16 protein-coding genes are annotated in these 25,693 nt (G+C 49.3%); 3 read left to right on the top strand and 13 right to left on the bottom strand.

Going from position 1 to position 25,693, the window contains the following annotated elements; genetic code table 11:
- Window positions 1-55: 55 nt before the first annotated feature.
- The 3 genes from AB4Z33_RS04760 to AB4Z33_RS04750 all read right to left on the bottom strand — a co-directional run bounded on the left by AB4Z33_RS04760 (window position 56) and on the right by AB4Z33_RS04750 (window position 3,192).
- The gene (locus AB4Z33_RS04760) at window positions 56-886 is read right to left on the bottom strand and encodes a carbohydrate ABC transporter permease (protein WP_442048821.1); all 831 of its coding nucleotides are present in this window, start codon (window positions 884-886) and stop codon (window positions 56-58) included.
- A gap of 20 nt (window positions 887-906) precedes the next feature.
- On the bottom strand, window positions 907-1,782 hold the full coding sequence (locus tag AB4Z33_RS04755; RefSeq protein ID WP_442048897.1) for a carbohydrate ABC transporter permease: 876 nt from the start codon (window positions 1,780-1,782) through the stop codon (window positions 907-909).
- Window positions 1,783-1,857: 75 nt separating this feature from the next.
- Window positions 1,858-3,192, bottom strand: coding sequence for an ABC transporter substrate-binding protein (locus AB4Z33_RS04750; protein ID WP_442048820.1), 1,335 nt, complete (start codon window positions 3,190-3,192; stop codon window positions 1,858-1,860).
- A 240-nt stretch (window positions 3,193-3,432) separates the two neighbouring features.
- Here AB4Z33_RS04750 and AB4Z33_RS04745 point away from each other — a divergent pair, with 240 nt between their 5' ends.
- A complete protein-coding gene (locus AB4Z33_RS04745) occupies window positions 3,433-4,971 on the top strand; it encodes a glycoside hydrolase family 31 protein (protein WP_442048819.1) in 1,539 nt (512 codons plus the stop codon).
- Between the two features lie 24 nt (window positions 4,972-4,995).
- A complete protein-coding gene (locus AB4Z33_RS04740) occupies window positions 4,996-6,291 on the top strand; it encodes a Gfo/Idh/MocA family protein (protein WP_442048818.1) in 1,296 nt (431 codons plus the stop codon).
- Between the two features lie 312 nt (window positions 6,292-6,603).
- Here AB4Z33_RS04740 and AB4Z33_RS04735 read toward each other — a convergent pair whose 3' ends face one another.
- The 10 genes from AB4Z33_RS04735 to AB4Z33_RS04690 all read right to left on the bottom strand — a co-directional run bounded on the left by AB4Z33_RS04735 (window position 6,604) and on the right by AB4Z33_RS04690 (window position 24,428).
- The gene (locus AB4Z33_RS04735; RefSeq protein WP_442048817.1) at window positions 6,604-9,540 is read right to left on the bottom strand and encodes a DUF4832 domain-containing protein; all 2,937 of its coding nucleotides are present in this window, start codon (window positions 9,538-9,540) and stop codon (window positions 6,604-6,606) included.
- A gap of 188 nt (window positions 9,541-9,728) precedes the next feature.
- Window positions 9,729-10,754 carry a LacI family DNA-binding transcriptional regulator gene (locus AB4Z33_RS04730; protein WP_442048816.1) on the bottom strand — a complete coding sequence of 342 codons (1,026 nt, stop codon included), beginning with the start codon at window positions 10,752-10,754 and terminating at the stop codon, window positions 9,729-9,731.
- Between the two features lie 373 nt (window positions 10,755-11,127).
- The gene (gene cyoE / locus AB4Z33_RS04725; RefSeq protein ID WP_442048815.1) at window positions 11,128-12,048 is read right to left on the bottom strand and encodes a heme o synthase; all 921 of its coding nucleotides are present in this window, start codon (window positions 12,046-12,048) and stop codon (window positions 11,128-11,130) included.
- Between the two features lie 139 nt (window positions 12,049-12,187).
- Window positions 12,188-14,563, bottom strand: a complete 2,376-nt coding sequence (locus AB4Z33_RS04720) for a glycoside hydrolase family 95 protein (protein ID WP_442048814.1) — start codon at window positions 14,561-14,563, stop codon at window positions 12,188-12,190.
- 105 nt (window positions 14,564-14,668) lie between these two features.
- A complete protein-coding gene (locus tag AB4Z33_RS04715) occupies window positions 14,669-17,386 on the bottom strand; it encodes a family 78 glycoside hydrolase catalytic domain (RefSeq protein WP_442048813.1) in 2,718 nt (905 codons plus the stop codon).
- Window positions 17,387-17,406: 20 nt separating this feature from the next.
- Window positions 17,407-18,291, bottom strand: coding sequence for a carbohydrate ABC transporter permease (locus tag AB4Z33_RS04710; protein ID WP_442048812.1), 885 nt, complete (start codon window positions 18,289-18,291; stop codon window positions 17,407-17,409).
- A 20-nt stretch (window positions 18,292-18,311) separates the two neighbouring features.
- Window positions 18,312-19,214: an ABC transporter permease gene (locus AB4Z33_RS04705; RefSeq protein ID WP_442048811.1), complete on the bottom strand. Its 903-nt coding sequence runs from the start codon at window positions 19,212-19,214 to the stop codon at window positions 18,312-18,314.
- A 104-nt stretch (window positions 19,215-19,318) separates the two neighbouring features.
- Window positions 19,319-21,001 carry an extracellular solute-binding protein gene (locus tag AB4Z33_RS04700; RefSeq protein ID WP_442048810.1) on the bottom strand — a complete coding sequence of 561 codons (1,683 nt, stop codon included), beginning with the start codon at window positions 20,999-21,001 and terminating at the stop codon, window positions 19,319-19,321.
- A 111-nt stretch (window positions 21,002-21,112) separates the two neighbouring features.
- Window positions 21,113-22,735 (bottom strand): response regulator transcription factor, encoded by a 1,623-nt coding sequence (locus tag AB4Z33_RS04695; protein WP_442048809.1) that lies wholly within the window; start codon window positions 22,733-22,735, stop codon window positions 21,113-21,115.
- Window positions 22,728-24,428, bottom strand: a complete 1,701-nt coding sequence (locus AB4Z33_RS04690) for a sensor histidine kinase (protein WP_442048896.1) — start codon at window positions 24,426-24,428, stop codon at window positions 22,728-22,730. Before AB4Z33_RS04690 ends, AB4Z33_RS04695 begins: the two co-directional genes overlap by 8 nt.
- 218 nt (window positions 24,429-24,646) lie before the next feature.
- On the opposite strand from AB4Z33_RS04690, the gene AB4Z33_RS04685 reads away from it, so the two are divergent.
- Window positions 24,647-25,516: an AraC family transcriptional regulator gene (locus AB4Z33_RS04685; RefSeq protein WP_442048808.1), complete on the top strand. Its 870-nt coding sequence runs from the start codon at window positions 24,647-24,649 to the stop codon at window positions 25,514-25,516.
- Window positions 25,517-25,693: the final 177 nt, after the last annotated feature.

Here is a 25,693-nt window from a genome sequence, read left to right as displayed (position 1 = left end):
TCCCACTCCTTAACAGGCTAATCCGGACTCATAGAAGTCCGGATACCTGCAAGCCTTAACCTTTATGCGCACTGAAGGCGATGCCTTCGATAAACTGCTTTTGGAAGATAAAGAAGAGGATAATCATCGGAACGACCGCCATAAAGGCGCCTGCCATTAACACCGGGTAATCCGTGCCGAACATGGACACTAACGTCGCTATGCCCGATGACAAGGTCATCTTCTCTGGAGAACTGTTAATAATAAGCGGCCATTGCAGCTCGTTCCATGCCCACTGCATTTGAATAATGACAATAGCTACCAAGGCCGACTTAACTAAAGGAAGCATGATATGCCAATAAATTTGAAACGGATTACAGCCGTCGAGAACAGCCGCTTCTTCCAGTTCCTTCGATATGCTCATGAAAAATTGCCTTAGAAGAAAAGTAGCAAAAGGGCTGATCAACGACGCAATCCAAAGAGCGGTAACCGTATTGACGAGTCCTAAGTCACTCATCATCATATATTGAGGCGTATAAAAAACAGGATTCGGCACCATCATGACCGATAGAATCAAGACAAATAGAAGGGAGCTTCCCGGAAACCGGATTCGGGCAAACGCATAGGCTGCCATCGAACTGAAAATAACCGGAAACACGGTCTTCATTACCGCCGATATAATCGTGTTCATATAATAATGCGGAAACGCCGATTGCTTGATTGCCTCGATATATCCTCTTAAGCTGGGGGCTTCAGGAAAATAACGAATCGGAATTTGCGTAGCTTCCGTCGTTGTCTTCAGCGAAGTCAGCACCATCCATACGAATGGAACGAGCATAGCGATGGCGCTGATAATAAGTACGATATGAATAACGGAGTTGATCTTCCTCGCCGACGAGATGTGCATCTGTCTGTCTTCCCCCTTCCTTAGTCGTAGAAGACCCATTTTTTCTGAAATGCGAATTGAATGCCTGTCAGTATTAGGTTAATCACGAGTAAAACATTAATGATGGCAGCGCCGTAATTGGGATTAAAATAAACGAAGCTGTTTTGGTAATAGGCATAAACGAGCGAACGAACCGCCGGAAGCGCAACATTCGTCTTCCCGATAATCAGATAGATGGAGTCGAAGATCTGCGTGGCTCCGATTAATAGAATGATGCTCGTGAAGAACAGGGTTGGCGTCAACATCGGAATCGTAATATAACGAAACTTGTTAAATCGCTTGGCGCCGTCAATATCCGCCGCTTCATAAAGCGATTTCGGTATGCCTTGCAAACCTGCGAGAATGAGCAGCATATTCATGCCGATTGCCCCCCACACGCCAACGATAACGAGCACGAACATGGCCGAATTGGAATCGGACAACCATGGAATGCGGGTTCCTAATAAATGGTTGATCAGTCCGAAGTCCTGTGCGAACAACACAACCCACACCATCGCTGCCGCGGCAGGCATCGTCACTTGAGGCAAGAAAAAAATAACACGGTAAATGGACAGCCCTTTGATCTTCGTATTCAGCAGAATAGCAAACACGGTAGAGAGCGCCAGTGTAATCGGTACAAACAGAGCAACATAATACAAGGTGTTGCGCAGATTTTGCCAAAACTCTTCGTCACGGACTAACTTCGCATAGTTATCGAATCCAACCCAATGATTGACGAGTCCGAAATTCTCCGACTGTTGGAATCCTAGCAAAATCGATTGGAGAACCGGCCACCCCCAGAATACTAGCGTGCCTACTAGAGTCGGTGCGATCATGAAATAGGCCCACATATATCTGCTTCTGGAATTCAATCTCACCACTCCCTATTCATCGGAGACGTCCCTTGATCTTAAAGGAACGCCTCCCGAATGACTTTCTTTTGGACGTTACGATTATTTCGTTTCTGCTATCGCTTGATTCATCATCTCGGCTACCTTCTTCGCGGCTTCCTCTACCGAGATAGCTCCGCCCCATGCCTGCGACATAATCTCAGGCTCTTTCGCGAACCATACCGGATACGCCAGCGAACCGCTTGGATACGGAATCGCGTCAGCTACTTGTTCCGTGAATACCTTCAGATTCAAATGAGGTCTCGACGTCAGCCACGCGTCTTGCGTGCCGTTGAATGCCGGTATAGCCGCACCCATCTCTGCCGTAATTTCCGCCGCTTTTTGTGATCCAAGGAACTTAAGGAACAGCCAAGCCTCTTCTTTGTTTTTACCGCTTGCGGACATTACGTTGCCGAGGCCGTTAATGATGTTGCCTCTTTTCACCTTGCCTGTAGGCAATTTCGCCCAATCCCATTTGCCTTTAATGATTTCGCTGCCGTCAATGTCGCTGATTCTCCACGATCCGTCGAAGATCATAGCCAATTTGCCGGATTTAAACATTTCGGTCGATTCCATATCCGTCATTTGCTGATGCGTCGGAGAAGCGCCGTCAAGAATCATTTGATAACGAGCTTGCAAGGCTTCGATTGCAGCCGGATCATCGTAACCCGATTTGGTCAGATCATCGGAAACAATGCTGCCGCCATTAGCCAAAATATCGTTCCAATAGCCGGTTTGCGTATCCAATTTCGCTCCGAAACCATAGATGCCTTTGTCAGGCTGGCTTAGTTTTTTGGCAACCTCGGCTAGCTTGGCATAATCCCAAGTGTCGTCCGGGTAAGGAATGCCCGCTTGATCGAACAGCTCTTTGTTGTACGCTAGGCCGATCGTGTCGAAATCTTTAGGCACGCCGTAGTTTTGGCCGCCGATCGTATAGATCGAAGCAAGATCCGCCGCATAATTGCTCAAATCGATTTCTCCCGATGCTACCTTCTCCGTGATCGGCTCGAGGAATTTTCCCGTAGCATATTTAACGAATTGGCCACCATGCATCCAGAACACGTCAGGCAACGTTCCGGCAGGAGCGGCAGCGGACATCTTTGTCCAATAATCGCCCCAAGGGATGACTTCAACCTTTACCTTGATGTTTGGATTTTGTGCCGTAAACTCGGTCGCAATGGCTTCCATCGCCGGTTGTTGAATTTTATCCCAAATGGAATAAGTAAGCGTTACGTTCTTTTTAGGCTCATCTTTCGTTTCACCGGCATTGCTGTTCGAACTGTTGTCCGGCGTGTTGTTCGCCCCGTTGTTCGTGCCGTTGCTGCATGCAGCGGACACTAAGGATAAAATCATCAAGACAACCGCAAGCATGAATGAAAGTTTGTTTCTTTTCACCATCTGACATCCCCCTAATAAATTGTTTAGGCAAAAATTTGCGTAAATTGTGATCCGCAGAATAGGTTGCCTCTTTACATGTTTAGTGTAATCGATCTGTATAACCGCTTTAAATGCCTCATTCTTAAGATTGGATGCCTAAATGTTAAGATAAAAAACGTTTGCATTACCCTACAGATTCATCCATACTAGCAGTAAATAATTGCGCAAATTATTTCATAACACAAATTGGGAGTGACTCCGATGACAAAGACTGTATTGCAAAGAGAGACTGGAGAATTCTGGTGGGGAGGCGTTATCAATGAAGGTCATCTGATGCCGTTCGGCGACCGACCTCATTCGCGCGATTTACGTTACACGGATGATAACCAAGCTTCCCCCTTATTGCTTTCTAATAAAGGAAGATATATTTGGTGCGAAGAGCCGTTTGCCTTTTCCTTTAATGAGAGCACCGTTACTATCGATCACAACCAGAAGCTCGGGCTTGAAGAGGGTCATGGAACCCTTCAAGGCGCTTATCGGCATGCGTGCCTCAACCATTTCCCGCCTTCCGGCGTTGCGCCTGACCAACTGGCTTTTATGGCCCCGCAATATTGCACTTGGGTAGAAATGTTTTACGAACCGACACAGGACAAACTTCTCCATTACGCGAGATCCATTATAGAGCACGGCTTCCCTCCAGGTGTGTTGATCATTGACGATAATTGGATGCAAGACTATGGAACGTGGGACTTCGAGAAGCATCGATTCCCCAATCCTGCCGAAATGATCCGTGACTTGCATGAATTAGGGTTCAAGATCATGCTTTGGGTATGCCCGTACGTGAGTCCTGACAGCATTACCTTCCGGCAATTGCGCGACCAGGGCATCTTGATGAAGCATGCCGATGGCACGCCTGTCCTTAGGAGATGGTGGAATGGGTACAGCGCGGTCGTTGATTATACAAGCGAAGAAGGCTCCGCATGGTTCAAGCAGCAGTTAGACAGACTGATCGAAGATTACGGGGTTGACGGCTTCAAGCTCGACGCTGGAGAACCGCTGTTGCCCGGCCTATTAGACGACGTTTCGCAGGATGTCGTATGGTCGCGTCCCGTCCTCCAAATGGAAGATACGGAATGCTATGCCCGCTTAGGAATCGGATACTCGCTTAGCGAATTGCGCATGTGCTGGAAACTCGGAGGTCAAGCGCTCATCCAGCGCCAACGCGATAAGACGCACACTTGGGAAGCTGCAACCGGACTCGGGGGACTCATCCCTAATGCTATTGCTCAAGGCTTGATGGGATATGCCTATAATTGTCCCGATATGATCGGCGGAGGGATGGATGGAGACATTAATTCGCCGAATTTCCGTTTCGATTCCGAACTTTTTATCCGCTTTGTCCAATGCTCGGCCTTATTTCCCGCGATGCAGTTTTCCATGGCACCATGGCGAGTTTTGAACGGAGATGAGTTGTCTTGGTGCATGGACGCGGTGCGGATCCGGACGGAGTTGGGTCCTCTGCTCGCCCAGCTTGCGAACCAAGCTGCAGGAGATGGACTTCCTATATTACGCAGTTTGGAATTCGTTTTTCCGCAACAAGGCTTCCACGCGGTTCAGGACCAATTCATGGTTGGCGATTCCATTCTGGTAGCTCCAGTCTTGAATAAGGGACAGAAGACTCGAATGGTACAATTTCCGGAAGGCCGATGGCTCGGCGATGACGAAAGCGTAGTCGAAGGCCCTGTTCAGGTCGAAGTGAATGCGCCTCTTTCCCGGTTGCCATGGTATCGCAAAATATAATCTTTACTTCGAGGAGATCAGCTTATGAAAACAATCAAATTAGCTGTAATAGGAGCAGGAGCTCGAGGTTTCTTATCCTATATGCCGTATGTTCAGAGGTTTCCCCGCGAGGTAGAGGTGGTCGCCGTTGCCGAACCCAACATGGATCGAAGAACGAGATTTGCGGAAGCATTAAACCTGTCTTCGGAGCAGCTCTATTCCACATGGGAAGAGCTGCTGAACGAGCCCAAGCTCTGTGATGCGCTCCTCATCTGCACGCAGGATCAGATGCATTACGAGCCTACGGTTGCGGCTCTCCGCAAAGGTTATCATGTCCTTCTTGAGAAGCCGATGTCCAATAACCCGATGGAATGCGTGCAAATGGAGAACATCGCTCGCGAAGAAGGGCGATTGCTCTCGATCTGCCATGTTTCGAGATATACCCCTTTTTGGCAAAAAATGAAGCAGCTCATACATGACGGCGCGATCGGAAACGTCATGTCGATTCAACATAACGAAAACGTCGGTTACCTCCATTACGCCCATAGCTTCGTCCGTGGCAATTGGCGGAACGACACGCTCGCAAGTCCCATGATATTGGCCAAGTCTTGTCACGACATGGATCTGATCCGCTGGCTTGTCGATGCAGACTGCACGAAGGTCAGCTCCTTCGGTTCGTTAAGCCACTTCCGGATCGAGAACGCGCCTGCAGGCTCGACCGACCGATGTACGGATGGCTGCGAAGTCGAATCTGTTTGTCCCTATTCGGCATTACGATTTTATATGCAAGACATTGAACAAAACCCTTTTGCCGCACTCATAGCCGATCCTCCTACCGAAACGAATCGAATGAACGCCATATTGGGAGGTCCCTACGGCAAATGCGTCTACCGGACGGATAATAATGTCGTGGATCATCAAATCGTAAATATGGAATTCGAGAATGGCGTTACCGTTATGTTCAGCATGAGCGGATTTACGCGCGATATCAATCGTATCGTCCAAGTAATGGGAACCAAAGGAGAACTTCGCGGCGATTTGCTAAGCGGCCGTATCGAACTATTCGAATTCTCAACGGGCACGCAGTCCGTCATTCAAATCCCGATCAGCAGCAGCGGTCATCAAGGCGGCGACGATGGGATCATGCGGCAATTTCTGTCCGACCTCCGGAGCGAACGATATGTAGATACCTTGACCTCTGCGCAAGCCTCTCTGGAAAGCCATCTGATGGCCTTCGCAGCCGAGGAATCCAGGCTGGGCGGCGGTGCCGTTGTTGACATGAGGCTCTTCCGTCAATCTCTTATTGCATCGCCCCCGCTCCATGTGGAGACTGAGGTATGAAAAAGTGGCTCGAAGCGATTACGCTGCGAGCCTTTTTATTTGGTCTGAGTTTGATTGGATTTCATACAGCCTAATGGGCTGAATGACGTCTAATGGGCAGTTTGGTTGGATTTCATACAGGCTAATGGGGAACAGTTGGCGGAAATGAGCAAAATGGCCGAATTAGGCTGGATGTTTTCCACTCAAAGGGGCTTGATATGCCTGCTACAGGCAATTTGGTTGGATGATTTCCAGTCAAAATAAGGACAACGAACGATGAAGGAGCTATCCCTTGGGATAGCTCCTCATTTTATGGCGCTAATTTACCGCCGCTTATTCGAATCGAATCTCGTCTATCCAGACCGAACTGTTGCCTCCGTGCCAAAATGTCATCGTCAGCTGTCCAGGACTGCTGCGATCCACACCGTTCGAAACCAAATTGATTTCAATGTCTTTGTAGCTCGTTGTAATCGTATTCCCACTGAAAGCCGCCAATGTTTGAGTTACTCCGCCGATCGTGAGCTGCATATGACTTTGCTCGCCGCCGCTTGCGCCTTTGATGCGAATCACCATCTTCGAGTAACTTCCGATGTTCTGGGTAATGTCAGTGCCTAACCAGCCGTTGTTGTTATACTGAAGCTTCAATGCCCCTGATTCGATGACGCCCGCATTGTTTACGAATCCGTTAGCGCCTGCCCATTTGCCAAGATCATTCGTTCCCGGCCAGCTCGGTGAATTGTCGAAGTTATCCAACAGCAACCCGCCCGTTCCGCCGCTTCCTGCATCTGTCGTTACATTAACCGCTGCGCTGGATGCCGATAGATTGCCCGCCGCGTCCTTTGCTTTCACCGTATACGTGTATGCCGTGTTGGCATTCAATCCGCTATCCGTAAAGCTCGTCGCAGCAGATGTGCCCGCTTGGTTCCCGTTTCTGTAGATCACATACTCCGCTACGCCGACATTGTCTGTCGAGGCGTTCCACGCTAAGCTGACGCTGCTCGATGTTTTTGCAGGCACGCTCACATTCGTCGGCGCAGTCGGCGCTTGCGTATCGCCGATACTGCTGCCGCCGCTAATCTGAATGCGGTCAAAGTCAGGCGCCCATCCTGCCGGGTTGGAGAAATGGATGGTGTTATTGCCGGCATTCAACTGCACTTGCGTCTGAACGGTGCCAACCGCGGTCCAGCTGCCCGTGCTCGGCATATTGAGCGTAGAAGCCGCTCCTCCGTTAACGCGTATTTGCGCGGAACGAGCCTCGCCGCTGAGGTAAGAAACCGTCATCGTATACGTTCCCGCTGCTGACGCGTTTATTCCGTTAAACTGCAACGTACCGTCATTATTCCCGACATACCCCACCTTCGAACCTCCCGAGCATGTGCTGCACGTGGCAACGACCGCCGCTCCAGTCCGTGTATTCGTTGCGGCCTCAGCTTCATAAGCCGTCAATGTACCGCCACCTCCGGAAGCATTGGTGGTCGCACTTACAGAGCTGCTTGCGCCGGATATGTTCCCCGCTCCATCCTTTGCCCTGACTGTATAGCTATAGTTTGTACTCGGACTTAAACCCGTATCCGAATAGGTATTGCCGGTCGCAAAGCCAACCCATACGCCTCCGCGGTAAATATCATAACCGGTCACGCCTACGTTATCGGTTGAAGCCGACCACGTCAGACCGACGCTGCTCGAAGTCGTCCCGCTTACAGCCAGATTCCCCGGAACGCTTGGCGCCTGAGTATCCACGCTTCCGCCGCCGCTATACCCGCCATCATATGGAGTTTGAGTCAGGTTATACGTCAGCGTATTATCCGGCTTCAATGTATCGAAAGGTCCGATGTTCTGGTTAGCGGGATCCATGCCGATTCCGACTTTGCCAAGCGGTGTTCTGCCGCCTGTATAATAGTTTGTATTGGCGAATCTGGCGCTTGGCTTATAACCGTAAGGGTCGAGAATGGAAAGCGCCAAGGTGTATGTTCCCGCCGGCATATTGGATGGAATCGTAAAAGCACCGGAAACTTGTTGAACGGCTGGCGCTTGATTGTATTGGCGCGTCTGGCTATTCCAATCGTCACCCGGCATCCAATTCCGGATGTCCACGCCATTGAATATGCCTTTCCAAGCAACTGTCCGATCGCTACTCAGCAAACTAGCTTCCACCGGCCAATTGTAATAGAACGGCGCCGATCCTTTGTTCACGACCGAGAAGGACACATTCATCGACCCGCCAGGCTGCACACTGCCGGAATAGGTAGCTTGATTGATGACGAAGCGATAGCCGAATTCCTTCTGCATCAAAGCAGCTCCTTGCGAGACGGCGGAATTGCCCGCATCGTATAAATCAATCCATCCCAGACTTGTCGTATGTGTTTTTTTGATCCAGTCGATGACGTAGTCCCGATGGATCGGATCGTTTAACGTGTCATTGGGAGAATCACCCGGCTGAATATGCTTCTGCCCCCAATCGTAGGCAACCTCGCCGCCGTTAACTTGCGTTCTCCACACATTCCTTGCAGCAATGCCCTCCCCTCCCGACAGGTCATCGATTAAGGCGAAGGAATCCCACAGAAAACCGAAGCTATAATTTTGGAAAGTATCTGGATACCGCACCTGTACTTTCTTGTTTTGAAAAGCTTGCGAAGCTGCGTCGCCTAATGCCGTCTGGAACACGAGCGGCATCCGGTCGGTCCCGTCGGCGAGCTTATCCGGCCAAATGTGATGCTCTCCCCAATTCCCCCACAGGCCTAACTCGATATAGGCGACTCTCGGATCATTATCCCAAGCTTGACCGAGCTTCTGGATGAAAGCGGTCAGACGGTTTTTCAATGTTTCCGTTGTCCATTGCGTTGTCACATCTCCATGAGGAACGCCTTCCGGCCAATACTCCCCTCCGTTCGGGTAGACGATGAACACGCGAGGGATTACCTTTTTATTCTGACTTTCAATCCCTGCCCATGCCGCATTGCTCCAATCCTTGATTTTCTGCACGGAGTCGGACGCCGCATTTTCCAAATCGGTGTATTTGATGTAGTGCTTGAACACAGTTCCGTATTCGTGATTCGAAAAACTGGTGTCATTCATAAACCGGGTAGGCCTAAATCCTTTAAAAGGATTTTTGAACGCTTCTTGCGTTTCCGTTAAGTTAACCGTAATCGGACCCACAGCCGCTGAAGCCTGGTCAAGAAATGGCACCGCAAACGAACCTCCTGTCAGCATCATAAACGACAACAATACCGTAAACGCTTTCATTACTGGCTTCGAAAATAAACCTTTCATTATTCATCCCTCCCATAATAGTGAAATCGTGCGCAAAATAATTGCGCAACTAATTTGCGCTCTTAGTATATTCTACCTTCGTTCTCTCCGTCAATCAAAATCATTCTAGGCAAACGTAAACGCAAAATAGCCGTCCCCAGATAGTAGTATCTGAGGACGGCTATTCGAATCCATTTATGGAGAGCGACCTATGCCTTAATCGCTTTGGAGCAGGATTCCCGCTCTATAATCTCGGTTTTTAGACTAATGGAAACCTCGGAAATGTTCTTGTTCGTAATTAATTCCGTTAACACTTTCACGATGATGGAGCTAATATCATATCTGAACCTTCGGACGGTCGTGAGCGGCGGAACCATGAACTCCGATAGCTTTAAATCATCAAATCCTATCAAGGAAACTTCCATAGGAATACGGATGTTCATCTCGGCCAATCCCTTCATGGCTCCGAATGCAATAATATCGTTAAAAGCAAATATCGCCGTGGTCGACGGCTGTTCGCTCATCAATCGCTTTACTGCCTCATAGCCATGTGCCGGATCGAAAGAACCCATTACAACATTGGTGTCCGACCAAGGCATTTCTAACTCACGAAATGCATCTTTGCATCCGTCCAATCGGTTTAAGTTAACGAGATGATTCTTTGGCCCCGCGAGCATCCCGATTTTCCGATGCCCCAATCCATGCAAATATCGAATCACTTCATAAGCGCCTTTTCGGTTATCGTAGTCAATATAGTTTTGACCGGCCTTATAGGTTCTTCCATTCGTAAATAAATACGGTACTCCGAGTCTGTTAAACTCTTCAAACATCTTATCGCCTACAAAAGGGTCAAATATGATGGCTGCGTCCACTTTTTGCTCGCTCAAAAGCTTATATGCCGGAGAGGACGGCAAGTCCGTGTAGTGTTTCGCGATATGAATCTGATGGCCGTATGCTTCGAATTCGTCCTTTAAGTGATTCAAGTCCGCAGAAGTAGACGGGTCATTATCGAAGAAGTCGTTATTGCCCGGTACGATTACGACTATCGTATAGGATACGCCTATCATTTTGGTCGGAGCGATCCCCGGCTTTAGATGTTCATTCGCAATATCCAACACTTTTTTGCGAGTCTCCTCGCTGAAATTGCCCTGGTTGTTCATGATCCTCGATACCGTACTAATCGAAACGTTTGCTTTTTTTGCAATTTCTTTTAATTTCACATGCGCTCCCCGCATTCTTAGGAAACTTTTTGCACAACAAGGAAATTATATCGTTAATAATCGTATTCAGTCAATCATGCGCAATAGCAAGCGTAAACGGCTGTCGCCGTCCTTGGCGGCAAAGCTAACGTTTCGCGGTGAATTCTAAGGAAAACCTTGATCCACAATCGTATTGTGTTCCGTTTTCGGATGAAAAGACTCCTGCTTTGTATGATTCTTCGTACAATGCTCCTGACTCCAATCCGACTTCCCGCACACTTTGTGTTATCTGAAGAACACTACCTATCTGAATTGTACGATCTCTCGTACAATGCTCTGGCTCTATGAAAATAAAAAGCCGAGAATCCTTAGTTCACAAGGATTCTCGGCTTTCAAACTCTTCGTCTCATTACAGCAACGGTGCACCTATGGAGTAGCCGACGATCATCAGCAGCAGCACCGTAATGTGGTTCAATGAGAAAATGAACATCGAACGAGCCCACTTATCCTCCGGCTTCTTGCGGTACCCGTTAATGCTCAGGATCAACCAGCCCAAGGTCAGGAGCGCATTCGCCACGGCGATGAACGGATTGAACGACCAGAACAAGAAGCTGCAAAAGAACAACGCTACCAAATACGCGTTCATCTGCAAGTATGTCCGCCGAATCCCCTTGACTACCGGCAGCATCGGAATGTTGGCCGCCCGGTATTGCTCCATGCGGCGAATCCCGATCGCGTAAAAATGAGGCATTTGCCAAATCACCATTAACAGAAACAACGCAATGGCTCCAGGATGCAAAATGTCGGGCGCAATCGCGGCCCAACCGATCAATGGAGGCATCGCGCCCGACAAACTTCCAACCTCCGTATTATAGATCGTTCTGCGCTTCGTCCACATGGTGTAAGGCACGACATAGAGGAACAGCCCCAGAAAACCTAAGAACGCGGAAAGCGGAGAAGCTATATACAACGCGACCACGCCGCCAAGGGCAATCCACGTTCCAATGAAGAGCCCGCTTCCGAGGTCAACGATTCCGGATACGGTAGGCCTGTTTTTCGTCCGCTCCATAATGCTGTCGATATCGCGATCATATAAATTATTGAAGACGCCGGCCGCTCCGATAACAAGGGCAGAACCGACCAAAGCAAGCACGATATTGCCGATCTTGTCGAAGAACGACAAGTCATGGACGAACAACGCCATGCTAAGCCCGGCGATCATGGCGATGAGGTTCGACTTGATGATGCCAATCTTTATCGTTTCGAAGACGACCTTCGTGACCGAGGTCGGAATATGTTCGATACTTGCCGTATTGGGTTGTACTCGCATGACGATAACACTCCCTATAACTCATTTTTTAAGTATAGGTTACCATAATGTATCGTTCATGTGCCGTTCTAAGGCCAACCCTCATCATTCTGTCAAAAACCTGTGTCGCTTTCGTGAATAATGCCCTTGCACTCGCGTGCTACTTTGCCGTTATCCGATATCGTTTCCCTGTCTCCACGGAAAACAGATGCGATTCATCGGAAGCTCTAACCGTCTTTATTTGACGCTGATCTTCCCAAACCTCGATGTCTGGACCGCACTTTATGGTGCACGTTTGATCTTGGCTCGAAACAATCTCGGCTTCGGTCAGCTTCCCTTGCGTCCACTTCATGCTCACTTCGAATCCTCCGCGCGCTCTTAATCCAGTGACGAGTCCACTTGGCCACGCATCTGGCAGAGCCGGAAGAAGCTCCAAATATCCTTGATGGGATTGTAGCAGCATCTCGGCGATTCCGGCTGTAGCCGCAAAGTTACCATCAATTTGGAATGGCGGGTGAGCATCGAAGAGATTCCCGTAAACCCCGCCTCTGTGATAATTATCCGGTTCGTTTTCCTTAACAAGCGTCAATAAGTTCGAAATGAGCTGCTGCGCGCGGTTACCTTCCCTGAACCTGGCCCACAATCCGATCTTCCAGCCGAGACTCCAGCCCGTTCCGCCGTCGCCTCTCCGCTCAAGGGAAGTCTTGGCTGCCGCAAAAAGCTCCGGAGTCGCGTCCTCGGTTATTTGCCGTCCCGGATAAACCCCGAACAAGTGCGACACATGCCGATGGTGAACGTCTTCGTCGTCGAAATCTTTGGACCACTCCTGCAGTTGTCCGTGTTTGCCGATTTGCAGCGGCAAGAGCTTGTCTAAAGCTGCCGACAACTCGTTTCGGAAGGCTTCGTCAATCTCAAGCTCCTCGGAGGCTTCGATGCAGTTCGTGAACAGATCCCAAATCAGGGTCAAATCCATCGTAGTTGCCGAACTGACACCGTTTTTACCCTCTTGATGAACGAATTTATGCTCGGGCGAAGTGGATGGAGACGTAATCAAGTACCCATCTTCATTTTCGTACAGCCAATCCATACAAAATTCAGCCGCGCCTTTCATAACGGGATAGGCTTTATCCTTGAGGTATTGTTTATTGCGCCCGAATGTGTAATGCTCCCACAAATGCTGGGATACCCATACTCCCCCCATCGGCCAGTATGCCCACACCGGGTCACCGTGACCGTAGTCGCCTACCGGGGCGGTTTGGGCCCACAGATCCGAATTATGATGCGCGACCCATCCCTTCGCCCCGTAATTGATTTCGGCTGTTTGGCTGCCGTTTGCCGCTAAGCGGGCAATGTAGTCAAGGAAAGGCTCGTGCATTTCGGCCATATTGCATGATTCTACTGGCCAATAGTTCATTTCCGCATTAATATTGAGCGTATAGTTGCTGCTCCATGGCGCGCGGGTGTGCTCGTTCCATATCCCTTGCAGGTTCGCCGGCTGCGTACCTGGACGCGAGCTGGAAATCATCAGATAGCGGCCGTAGTGAAACAGGAGCTCGACCAAGCCGGGATCGCTTCCACCGTAAGCGGCAATTCTTCGATCCGTCGCCATGTCATCCGGCGCCTTGCTTTCTCCAAGGCGAAGCGTAACCCTATTGAACAGCTTGGCAAAATCCGAAACATGCAAGCCCCGAACGTCCTCGTAGCTTTTGTGTTTAACTTGTTGCAAATAATGTTTGGACGTTTGCTCAGGGTCGCAGTCATTGCTAGCCATACCAATCCGCGTATCGAAGTCGGTGGCTGCGCTGAAAAATAAGGTTGCGTTGGTTGCGCCGGACACGTGAATACCGTCGTGTGTAACCCGAGCTTCCCCGCCTTCATGAGCAACAAACATACGACCGTGGAATCGCAACGCTTCCGATTTCGCCGGATCTCCGTAACGAATCGGGGCGTCGGTCGGATAATAACTCGGAGATACATGTACCGGCGCAATGCCTTGAATAGCATATTCCCCCTCCGAAGCAGAGGTTTCATAACGCAGCGGACTATCCAGATTCGCGCGGAAGCTTAAGTACCCCGTACGGTTGCATTGAAGACGTATCACAATCAGTTGATCGGGGTGCGAGGCGAACATTTCACGCGTATATTCCACATCGCCGATTTTATATTTCACGGAACAGATGCCTTGCTCAAGATTAAGGTTTCGCAGGTACGAACTGGCGTGATTGCCGTGCTCCATGAACAGTCGTAAATCCCCGAACGGCAAATACGATTGCGTATACGGTCCAAGCATTCCCTTGCTGAGCCGCTCAGCTTCCGCGTATTCGCCTTTGGCGATAAGCTCCCTTACCCTCGGCAATATCTCCTTGGCTTCGGGATTATTGCCGTCCTGAGGATAGCCGGACCACAACGTATCCTCGTTTAACTGAATTCTCTCGCTCTCTACACCGCCGAATATCATGGCGCCCAGTCTACCGTTACCAACGGGTAGCGCTTCTGTCCAATGCATTGCAGGCGAGTCATATTGGAGTTTCAACATGGGTAACCCTACCTTTCTTTCTGGCTCAAAGGATTCGTTTCTATCCTAGCAATCCTCATGGACCTGATAAAGGTTTAATCCTAACTTCTTGTTGTACAGAACTATCTACTTCAATGATCCTACCCCGTCCGTGTTGATGGAGAACCTGAACTTTCCTGACCCTATCGTTGAGTGCTCCGCTGGAATGGACTTCAGCCTAATCTCAGCCGTCGCTCCAACCGGAATCTCGACATCTAACGTTATACCGGCATCATTGCGAACGCATTCCACGCGAATAAGACCATATGGACTCCATATGCTGCCTCTCACTGTTTCGATGAGGTCCGTTAACGACGGTTCAATAATCAACTTCCGATACCCCGGCTCCTCTGGCCGGATGCCCAGAACATAAGAGGTCAGCCATTCCTTCACATGCCCCATCATGGCGTGATTTCTGGAGCGGACCATCGTGCCGTGCCATAATTCTTGATAATTCCAATATTCCGGAAGCGTGGTTAGCCCGTTATCGACAAAGTATTTATAACTGGGCTGCGTATCATTCGTGACCATGCGATATACGACATCGCTTGCACCATAACAGCCTAACGTGGCGAATACTTGCTTCAATCCCACTTCGCCAGAGGAGAGATGATCATCCCTGCGCCGAACCGCGTCCTTCAGAAACGTCACGGCAAGATCAATATTTTCCTTCCATCCGATGCCGCTGAAGAGAACGCAGCCGTAGCTCGCTTGACTGTCATTTCCGTAACGTCTGCTTTCCGGTTCATAACAATCTGCGTGATTGTGGAATTTACGCTGAACCTCTTCCGCTTTCAAACGGTAAATCACCGTATCCTCGTGATGCCCGGTCAGCTCCGCGATGCGAACCATGATGCTTAACATATAGTAATAGGCGCAGTTTTCCACCAACACGGTCGGAGTGCTTTCGTTCAACTGCCCCCAATCCCCCATCTGCGCATAACCGATCAGAAGCGAATCTTGCGTATGCGTTTCCAGATAATCCAGATACGTTGTCATCGTCTCGTAGGCTCTTCTTAATAGGGTGATGTCGCCGTAAATTTGATAGTACTCCCAAGGGGTCAGAATACAAGCGCCGCCCCAGTTCGGGTCTCTGTGAAGTCCGACGATCCGATAATATTCGGGCGCTATGGCAGGTACATACCCCTTGCCCTCCGGATCTCCGTTTCGATTATCTTCTTCGGTCGTTTGCGCATCAATCATATCCTGCGTAATCTTAGGAATCCATGACCGGATATCGTACCCGGAAGTAATCGAACGGAACATGAGATGCGACGTCTCCAGCCAACCCAACTTCTCGATTTGCGGGCAGTCCGTAAATGAAAAATACATGTTGCTTTCGATCGAGCGTTCCGTTAATTCATGGACCCTGTTCAAGACCGAATCGGAAGTCTCGAACGTCCCCGTCTTCTCGTTGGCCGCTCTTAGTACGCAGCAATTGAAATTATCTACTGTTGCTTCACCTGGAAACCCGGATACTTCTACGAATTGAAACCCCTGATAACAAAAGATCGGATGCCAAGCCTCATCGCCAACGCCTTTCACGGTATAACGATTCGTAATGCTGCAGTTATATTTCTTCGACTCGCTTTGCGTACAAGATGCTTGATCGACGCCTGTTCCTTCCGCGTTCAGCATCTCCGCCGGATACATGGAGATAACGGTCCCGTGATCGCCCGCAGTCGTACCGCGGAGAACGAGCTCCGGAAATCCGGCAACGTTCCTCCCCATATCAACGAGCCAGTTGCCGTTATCCAGCTTCGTAACGGAAGCGGCGGGAAACTTCTCGATCATCCGTATAGGAAGAAATTCTCTTCCTCTTAATGTTCCCAGAGGCTTCTTCATGATGGCCGCATCATTCCAACCGGTTCGGTCCATGCCCGGTAAGTCCCAGCCATCTAACTCTACAGTGGCATCGTAATCTTCGCCGCCATACCAGTTATTGAACGTAATCGGACTGTCCGTCAGCTTCCAAGTCTCGTCCGTTGCCGCAACGATCTCGACTTCGCCGTCGTCGTAGGTGACCTCTACTTGAGCGAGCACCTTTTTCTCCCCGTAGATCCCTTCCCTTGTATAACCGCTGTCATTTTTCTGATACCGATGCTCGGGCGCTTCTGTCCCATCCTCAAGCGTCATGACCGGATTTACCTTAAAGTTGACGTATTGGCCGTTGCCGATTACGATGCCTATCGCATTCGAGTCGCGTCGCAGCATGTTCGTCACATCGAAGGTTTCATAATAAACGGTCTGCGAATAATCGCTTTCGCCAGGATGAAAAAAGGCATCGTCCAGCCTCTGGCCGTTTAACGTGGCGTGGAATAGTCCCAACCCGCTTATATAAGCGCGCGCGTGAGCAATCTTCCGTTCGCTCTTCAGCTCGAAGTCGTACGCAACTTGCGGCGCCGCTGACGGATTCGCGTTCATGCCGTCCCCATGCCCAATCCAGTTAGCGGTCCAATCCGACTCGTTAAGCAGTCCCATTTCCCAAACCGCGATCTCGCTCCACTCGGACTCGATATCCTCCTTATCCCATACTTTCACTGTCCAAAACACTCGTTGTCTGGACCTCAGCTGTTTGCCCGCATATTCGATAGCGAAAGGTCTCGAATCGAATACTTTTCCGGAATCCCATACATCGCCGATTTCTTGCCGCAGATGCTCCTGTGTTGAAGCGGCTAGAATGCGATAAGCCGTTTGCGCTTGATGAGAGACGTCCGACGTCAGCGTATAGCTAAGCAAAGGATTCATGCTCTCCAGCCCGATCGGATTTTTCAAATATTGCACTAGCAAATTAGATAGGATCATTGCTTTGACTTCTCCTCCCGTTACCCTTTAACGCTGCCGATAACCATGCCTTTAACAAAATACCGTTGCAGGAACGGATAGGTAATCAATACCGGAAGCGCGCCAACAAGAATTTGCGAAGCTTTGACCGTCCGCTCCGAAAGGTTTTTTAGATTCTCCAAATCTTCGAGCGTTACGTTTCTTAGATCCGGCATCGTTACGACGGTCCTTAAATACGTCTGCATCGGAAAATGCGTCGGATCGTTCATATAGATCATGCCGTCAAACCAGGAATTCCAGTGAAACACGATGACGAACAACAGCAGCGTCGCAAGCGACGGCATCGAGGTAGGGATGTATATTTTCCACAGCACAGTCCAGTGCCCCGCTCCATCCATCACGGCAGCTTCGTCCATCTCCTTCGGCAACTGACGGAAGAAGTTAAGCAATACGATGATATTGAATACAGGCACGGCGCCCGGCAATACGAGCGACCAGACGGAATCCATAAGGCCGGTCTCTTTGACTATAAAATAAGTCGGAATAAGCCCTCCGTTAAATATGGTCGTGAAGAAGAAAAACCAAACATACGCGGAGCGCGACTTCAGGATCGAATGATCCTTAGACAACGGATACGCCACAAGAACAGTGAGCAGCATGCAGATCGGCACGGCGATCAATATGCGCTCCAAGGATACGTACATGGCCCTCCAAAAGTCGATTCGGCCCAATACGAAATCATAAGCATATAAGTTGAATTCGACCGGCCAAAAGGTGACGACTCCCTTCGTAGCTGCCGTGCTCGAGCTAAGCGAGACGGCCAATATATGAACGAACGGCAGCACGCATAGCAGCACCGCCGCCGTTAGAAACAACCCGTTGAATACATCGAAAGCTTTTATCTTTTTTCCGCTGAATACGTTCATTGGAGATCCCTCCTTTCCCGTTAAAAGATGCGATAGTTTGCGAAGCGCACGGMAATCCAATAGGAGCCCGTAATGAATACGAAGGAAACAACCGATTTAAACAATCCTACAGCGGTAGCCGGACCGAATTGTGCGTCCATCAGTCCGAATCGGTAGACGAACGTGTCCAAAATATCACCGCTCTCGTATACCTGAGGGCTGTACAGATTGAAGATTTGGTCGAAGCCGGCATTGAGCACGTTGCCCAGGCTTAACACCCCGAGCAGCACGATGACATAGGAGATGGCAGGCAGCGTAATAAATCGCATCATATGATAACGGTTAGCTCCGTCAATTACGGCCGCCTCGTAATAGGACGGGTTGATTCCCGTAATGGCAGCCAAATAAATGATGGTGCTGAAACCGAACTCTTTCCAAATATCCGATGTAATAATCGTGAATTGAAACCAATTGTTGTCTCCAAGGAAAAAAATAGGCTCGATGCCAAGAACGGACAAAAATTTGTTGATGATCCCCGTGGAAGGAGACAGAACATCGAGCAAAATGCCCGCCAGTATAACCCATGAAAGAAAATGGGGAAGATAAATGCTTGTCTGGACCAGCTTCTTGCGCGTCTTTCCTTTGATTTCATTGATCAGCAGCGAAAACACGATCGGAACGATGAGGATAAGCACGATTTTGAATAAAGCGATCGTGATCGTGTTCATAATGACCTGCATGAAATTCGGCATATTGAATACGTATTTGAAATTGTCCCATCCGACCCATTCCTGCTCGCCGAACAACCCCTTCGCAGGAATGAAATCCTGGAACGAAATGGCCACGCCGATCATCGGGCCATAGCTGTAGACGAGCACAAGCAGGACAGCGGGCAGAAGCATCATATGCAGCGAAAAGGTTTTGGAACTTCTGAAGCCCTTCATAATCGTCCACCTCGGTTAAATGTCATATCGCGATCGTCTAAGCAGCGAAGCGCCGCAGTACTCGGTTAACCGCCGCTGCTTAGTCCTTGATCGCAATTAAAATGTTACTTTACGCCGTCGTACCACTCGTTGACTTCCTTCGTGATTTGCTCGCCGCCAAGCTTCTTCCAGCTTTGCACGAACGATTCAAACTCGTCGGTCGGCGAGTTGCCCATGATGATTTTGTAGAACGTCTCCTCGCGAAGTTTGTTCAACGTTGTCATTGTCGTAATCATCGTCTTCGTCGGCGAGCCTACGAACTTGTCTTGAACATATTGCTTGTTGTCCATTAACTGTTTGATGCCCGCTTCCGTGCTGTTTTCTCCGAACACCTTGTACCAGCCCCACATGGACGCGTCGCCCTTCAGGAATTTGTCCACGTTGTCGAACATCGCCTTCTGTTCGCCGATCAGCTTGCTCGTATCGCCGCTTGCAATAGCATCCTTGATAGCCAAGTACGTATTGACGTTCTTGGAAACATCGCGTATCTCGACAGGCGAAAGCCTCCAATTTTCTTTGCCGTTCCCGCTGACGCCGTACTGGGCATAATCCTCGGTGTACATTTTGTAATAGAGGTTAAGCAGCTTGATTAGCGCTTCCGGATGCTCGAAGCCTTTGCGTACCGTGAAGAAGCTGCCGTAGCCGAGCGTGAAGGTGCTCATAACCGGCTTCTCGTCGATCGATGGAATCAAGACCGCTGTCCAATCCGCATCGGGATTCGACTTCAGCGCCTCGCCAAGCGGATGCAGGGACAGGTAGAACGGACCGTATGTCATACCGATCTGCTGGTTCGCTACTCCTTCGGCGATTTTATCTCCGCCCTTAAGACCGAATTCTTTGTCGATCTCTCCGGCTTTGTACATGTCGGCCAGCTCCGCCAAAGCTGCCTTCGCTTCGGGCTGAATGCCTCCGAACTCCAGCTTGCCGTCCTTCTCCACCCATATCTTCGTATTGGCATGGAAGCCGTTCATTACGCCTTCGATCGTGTTGTAATCATTGCTAAGAGAAAGACCGAACGTATCATTTTTGCCGTTCCCGTCCGGATCCTGCGTCGCGAACGCCTTGCTGATCGCCTTGACATCCGCCCATGATTTCGGCAGCTCCAGGTTCAGCTTCTTCAGCCAATCGGAGCGTAACCATAGGAAGCCGGTTTCCGGTGCCAGGTCGTTCGTGCTCGGGAAGCCCAGAACCTTGCCGTCGAATGTCGCTGCCTGCTTCGCCGATTCCCCGATCCGCGACACAAGTCCCTTCACTTCAGTCGACATATATTGCTCCATGTAAGGGCTTATGTCTGCCAAAATATCGGCTCGCGCCGCTTGGCTCAGCTGCACGGGGTCGAGCAAGAGTATATCGGGAATGTCTCCCGATGCGAGCGCGAGGTTCATTTTCTGCGCGGACTGCTCTCCCGTCTTGGAGATCCACTTGTATTTCACTTTGATGTTGAGCCTCTCTTCAATAATTTTTGTCCATTGGTTGTCTTCGTAAGAAAGGCCATCAACGAGCAAATTCTTTTGCATCGTATCGTCGATATAACCCGCGAACGTAATCTCAACCGGCTCCTCGTACCTTCCGAAAGGATCACCGACCTCTTCTTCTCCGCTTGGTGCATCTGATCCATTGCCGCTTTGCTCGCTAGTCTGCGTTTTCTTGCCGTCATTGTCTGCCTTGTTCGAGCACGCAGCCAACAAAGAAACAAGCAGAACAACAACAAGCAGCAATATGCCGGACTTCTTTCTCATCTTCATCATTCCGACCTCCCCATCGTTTTGCTTTCTTGATTTATGTTGCTCCTTTATTATCCCGCGCGGGTATGCGCTTTCATATCGTCCGATCTTGACCTTGGCCGCTGTTTTCTTCTCCTATATTGACTTGCTTTGGCGTGCATCCCGATACGACTGCGGCGTACTGCCGACCATCTTCTTGAATACCCGATTGAAGTAGGATACCGATATGAAACCAACGGACGTCGCTGCATGTTGAACCTTCATGTCGGGATCAGACAACAGCTCTAGCGATCGTTCGATCCGCATCCGGTTGATGTAATCCGATAGGTTCTCCTCCGTTACCCGCTTGAACAGCCTGGATAAGTACGAAGGATTAAAGTGAACGAGCTCCGCCAGCTTGACCAGCGATAAGTCCTGCGCCAGATGTGCCTTAATGTAGGTCTGCAGAAATCGAATCGGCCGCTCCAATTGATCCGCCTCCTCATCCTTCCGGAGACGCACGACGCTCTCACCCAGCCTGCGGAATAAACCGAGCATCTCCTCGTATGAACGATAGCTGTCCAATCGGAGCAACGCCCGCAGATCGACGAGCGTAGACAGCTTTTCCGTTAAGTCCCAACGTTGAAACGATTGAAGCAAATAAACGATCAATGTATAGTAATTTTCCGCATAAGCTTGCGTTGTTCTTCCGCCAAAGCTTTCCTCATTGCCGATCCATTCTTCTATGAATGCAACAAAGCCTTTATCATTGCCGCTCATTAAATAACCTTCCACGAGTTTGAGCCTTTCCGCGGAAAGTCCCTTCGAGACATCCGCTTGCTCGATCGKCTCGGACAAAATCACTTCCTTCTCTTGTCCAATTCGGTAATCGAGAAGTCCGTTCATATAGGGAAAGGCACGCCCCAGCCCCCTCCAGCTCACCTCATTTGCCGAATGGACGAAAGAGACGGACAGCTCGAACGACTCCGAACAGATACGCTGCGCAACAGCCAAAGCTTCCCTTACATACAAGGCGGCATCGCTAACTTGCGTAAGTTCGATAGGCTGGACAATTACGTACCATAACGTATGTTTTAACGAGATCGCAACGAAACGAAACCGTTCCTCCAAGCATCGCTCGAGAGCTTGCTTAAGTGTATAAAGCTGTCTCGTCTGCTCATCCATGGTGATTGGATTATCGCAGGGGTCAAGACGCGCGATTAACGGAATAACGTGACGATCGCTGCTAAGCGAAATTTGCAGACGTTCCAATTGGCCATTCATCAATGCCTCTGCCGTGGCGGGATCATAGAGAACGTCCAGGATGAACTCCTTTTGCAAGAGGGGCAGCTCATTCCTCATTTGGCTCTCGATGAGCTCCGTCCATTGTTCCGCCTTCAGCTTGTCCCTGATCTCGGCAACCATTTTTCTGACCGTATCCAATACGACGTCGTCACCTTCGCTCTTGAGCAAGTAACGGACGCCTTCATGACGGATCGAACGATACACATAATCGAAATCACTGTATCCCGTGAACATGACGACTCTGCATGCCGGCCAGCGCTGCTGTATTTCCTCCATAAGCTGAATGCCATTCAAGCCCGGCATTTGAATATCTGACAGTACAATGTCGATTCTCGTACGGTTCAGCCAATCCAGCGCTTCGTTGCCCGAATAAGCCGTTATAATATCAAGCTCCATATCGGTAACCTGCTGGAATAAATGGTACAGTCCCTCGACTATGACAGGCTCGTCGTCGACGATGAGCAGCCTATACATCGTTATTCGCCTCCTTCGATAACGCAATCGTGATTTTCAGACCGCCCAAGCTGCCGCGGGTCGCCCGCATGCCGCTCGTCTTGCCGAATTTAATTTGGATTCTTCGGTGAATATTCACCAGACCGGTTACTTCCGCATCTGCCGAACCACTGGTGTTGAACAGAGTCTGCAGCCGCTGCAGCTCCTCGCTTGTCAAAGCGTCTCCGTTATCTTCAATCGAGATCGTGAACTGTTCTTCTTCCATCCCGAAGGAAACCGATAATCGGCCATCCGCCGCCTTGTCCTTCAGCCCATGCTCGAACGTATTTTCCAGCACCGGCTGCAAAATAAGGCGAGGAACCATAATATGCCCACAGTCTGGAGGCAATTCCGCAAATTGCACGACGAGCCGATTCTGGAATCGGACGGATTGAATATCGACGTACATGCGAGCGAATTCCACTTCCCTGGCGAGCGGTACATCATCGCTTGTGTTGCGCGTGACGTACTGATAATACTGCGCGAGCTTAAGCGACAGATCAGCCAAATTCTCATGATCCTCCAGCTTCGCCATTCGGTATATAATCYGAAAGTTGTTGTAGAGGAAATGGGGATGAATCTGAGACTGGAGCTGCTTCATCTGCGCCCGCTGCGTTAAGATCCGCTGCTCGTACACTTGTTCAATCAACACCTTAAGCTCATGGACCATCCGATTGAAGGATCGGTATATAAATCCGAATTCATTATTGCTGGAATCCGTAATGGTCATGTTCAGATTGCCGCTCTCTACCCGCTTGAACGCCGAAGACAGCTTGCGCAGCGGATTGTAGACCACCTTATACATAGAGATAACAAACATTGAAATGGCTAGAAACGATATGACGGAAAACGCCCAAAACCAGACCGTGTATTTCTCTAGCGACTCCAAATATTGACCTTTGCGAACGAACTTAACGAAAGTCATGTTCAGCTCTTCAGACTTGACGACCAACATCGAATATTCGATTTGATTAATCGTAATCGGTTCGACCCAACCCTGCTTCTCCCCGTTTCCTTTCCGTTTATTAGCCTCGTCGAGCATCTCCGCCAGATTCGGCTCATCGACATTGCTTTTGCCGATTACGCGGCTCGTACTTGAATCCGATAGCATGAGAACGTTAACCTCTTCCCCGCCGAAGTGCTCGAGATCGGCTTGAAAAACGGTCTTGTCCAGCATGATCTCGATTTTGAACAAGGGCAGGTTCGTATCCGAGAAGTCGGTGACTATATTATAGAAGTCTACGTACAGTTCACCCTGACGATAGGCGACRAGAGATTTGGAGCTTGGGTCCAAATTTCTTATGTCGAGCCCTGACACATCTTCAAGGGGACTAATCCCCCCGGAGGTCGAAATCACTTTTCCGGCCCGCGTCAAAAAAATACTTACGTCTTTGGCATAAGCACTGCTGTTCTTGATCATATTAATTCGTTGCCCTAACCCCCGAAGAGCGTAGAACTGCTCTAGCCACGGCATATAATCGACGATGGTAGACAATCGATCCAAGTCCCTGTCATTCAGAAATTCGTATTGAATCGCCTGCATGCGCAGCACCTCTTGCTCCAGCCGATCCATGTACTGCGTCATCTGCGAATAGGAGGACGTGTTGATTTTCTCAACAACCTCCTCCGTCCCCCATTTGTATAGGACGACGGATAGCACATAGGTAGGCAACACGGTCAAGCAAAAGAGCATAAACAATTTTGTTAATATCGATCTTCGCCAGATACCGTTCATATGTTCTCTTGGCTGCTCCTCTCACGATCAACGATCTGTATAGATTTTTATATTGGTCCTAATTTATAATAATAACGATTGAAATCAACAAAACATGTGCTAATCAGGACAAAAAACATCCGTGAATGCGTCATTTTAATAATAGAGGTGAATTTCGAATGAATCGGAATAGTGCACTATTCAAGAGTGAGTTTTTCTTGCAAAACAACTTGCATCTATACATAAACCGCTATGCAGAAGACTTTACCGTTCCCTTTCACTCTCATGACTTCATCGAGTATTGTTATGTCGCCGAAGGAAAGGGATTTCACCATATTGAGCATGAGACTTTTCCCGTGCATAAAGGCATGTTGTATGCCATACCCGTCGGYGTTTCTCATGTGTTCCGTCCTTCCACTCCTCAGTACAGCGAAGAACCGCTAATCGTCTACAATTGCTTATTTGATAGGCAAATGATTGAAATATTATCTTCGAAAATCGAGGATGCTTCGATTATGGAGCATCTAGCGACGCTGGAAAATAAAACGCAATCCTACTTCACCGTATTCGATAGAGACGGCTCGATTGAACGACTGATGAGTACGCTCTACCGCGAAATGTCCGTTCCAAATATCGGTACCAAAACGATGCTGCACGCACTATTAAGCCAATTGATTACTCTCGTATACAGGCTTAAGATCGCAACTAACGATATGTCGACAATGGACAATGCCGATTTCACCGGAATAATAAACTTTATTGAACAACATCTATCTGAATCCATCWCCTTAACGGATCTATCTCATTTTTCGAAGTGGAGCAATAGGCACTTACAGCGTCTTTTTCTCAAACATTTCGGTCAACCCTTTAGATCGTATTTACAAAATACCCGCATCCAAAAAAGCTGTGAGCTATTACGCGAATCCTCGCACAAAATCAGTATGATTTCGCAGCTTGTCGGCTATCATGACAACGGTTCGTTCAACGCGGTCTTCAAGAAAATAGTCGGGAAGTCGCCTACTGAATATCGCAAGCCATATAGGAAGTAGCCTATTCAACAAAAAAACCAATCAGATCACGCGGATCTGACTGGCATCGATGGATTTGGCTCATTCCTTTTACAATCGCCCAATGGGGTTGCGGGACAAGGCCGGCGCTGCATTTCGGGCAAAAACTAAATAACCAGTCACCGGTTGATTTCCGACGACTGGCTGCTTAAACATGTA

Source organism: Paenibacillus sp. 2TAB19 (assembly GCF_052115185.1).
Lineage (GTDB): Bacteria > Bacillota > Bacilli > Paenibacillales > Paenibacillaceae > Pristimantibacillus.
Note: the sequence above shows the minus strand (reverse complement) of the source record. Positions and strands in the feature narration are given on the sequence as shown.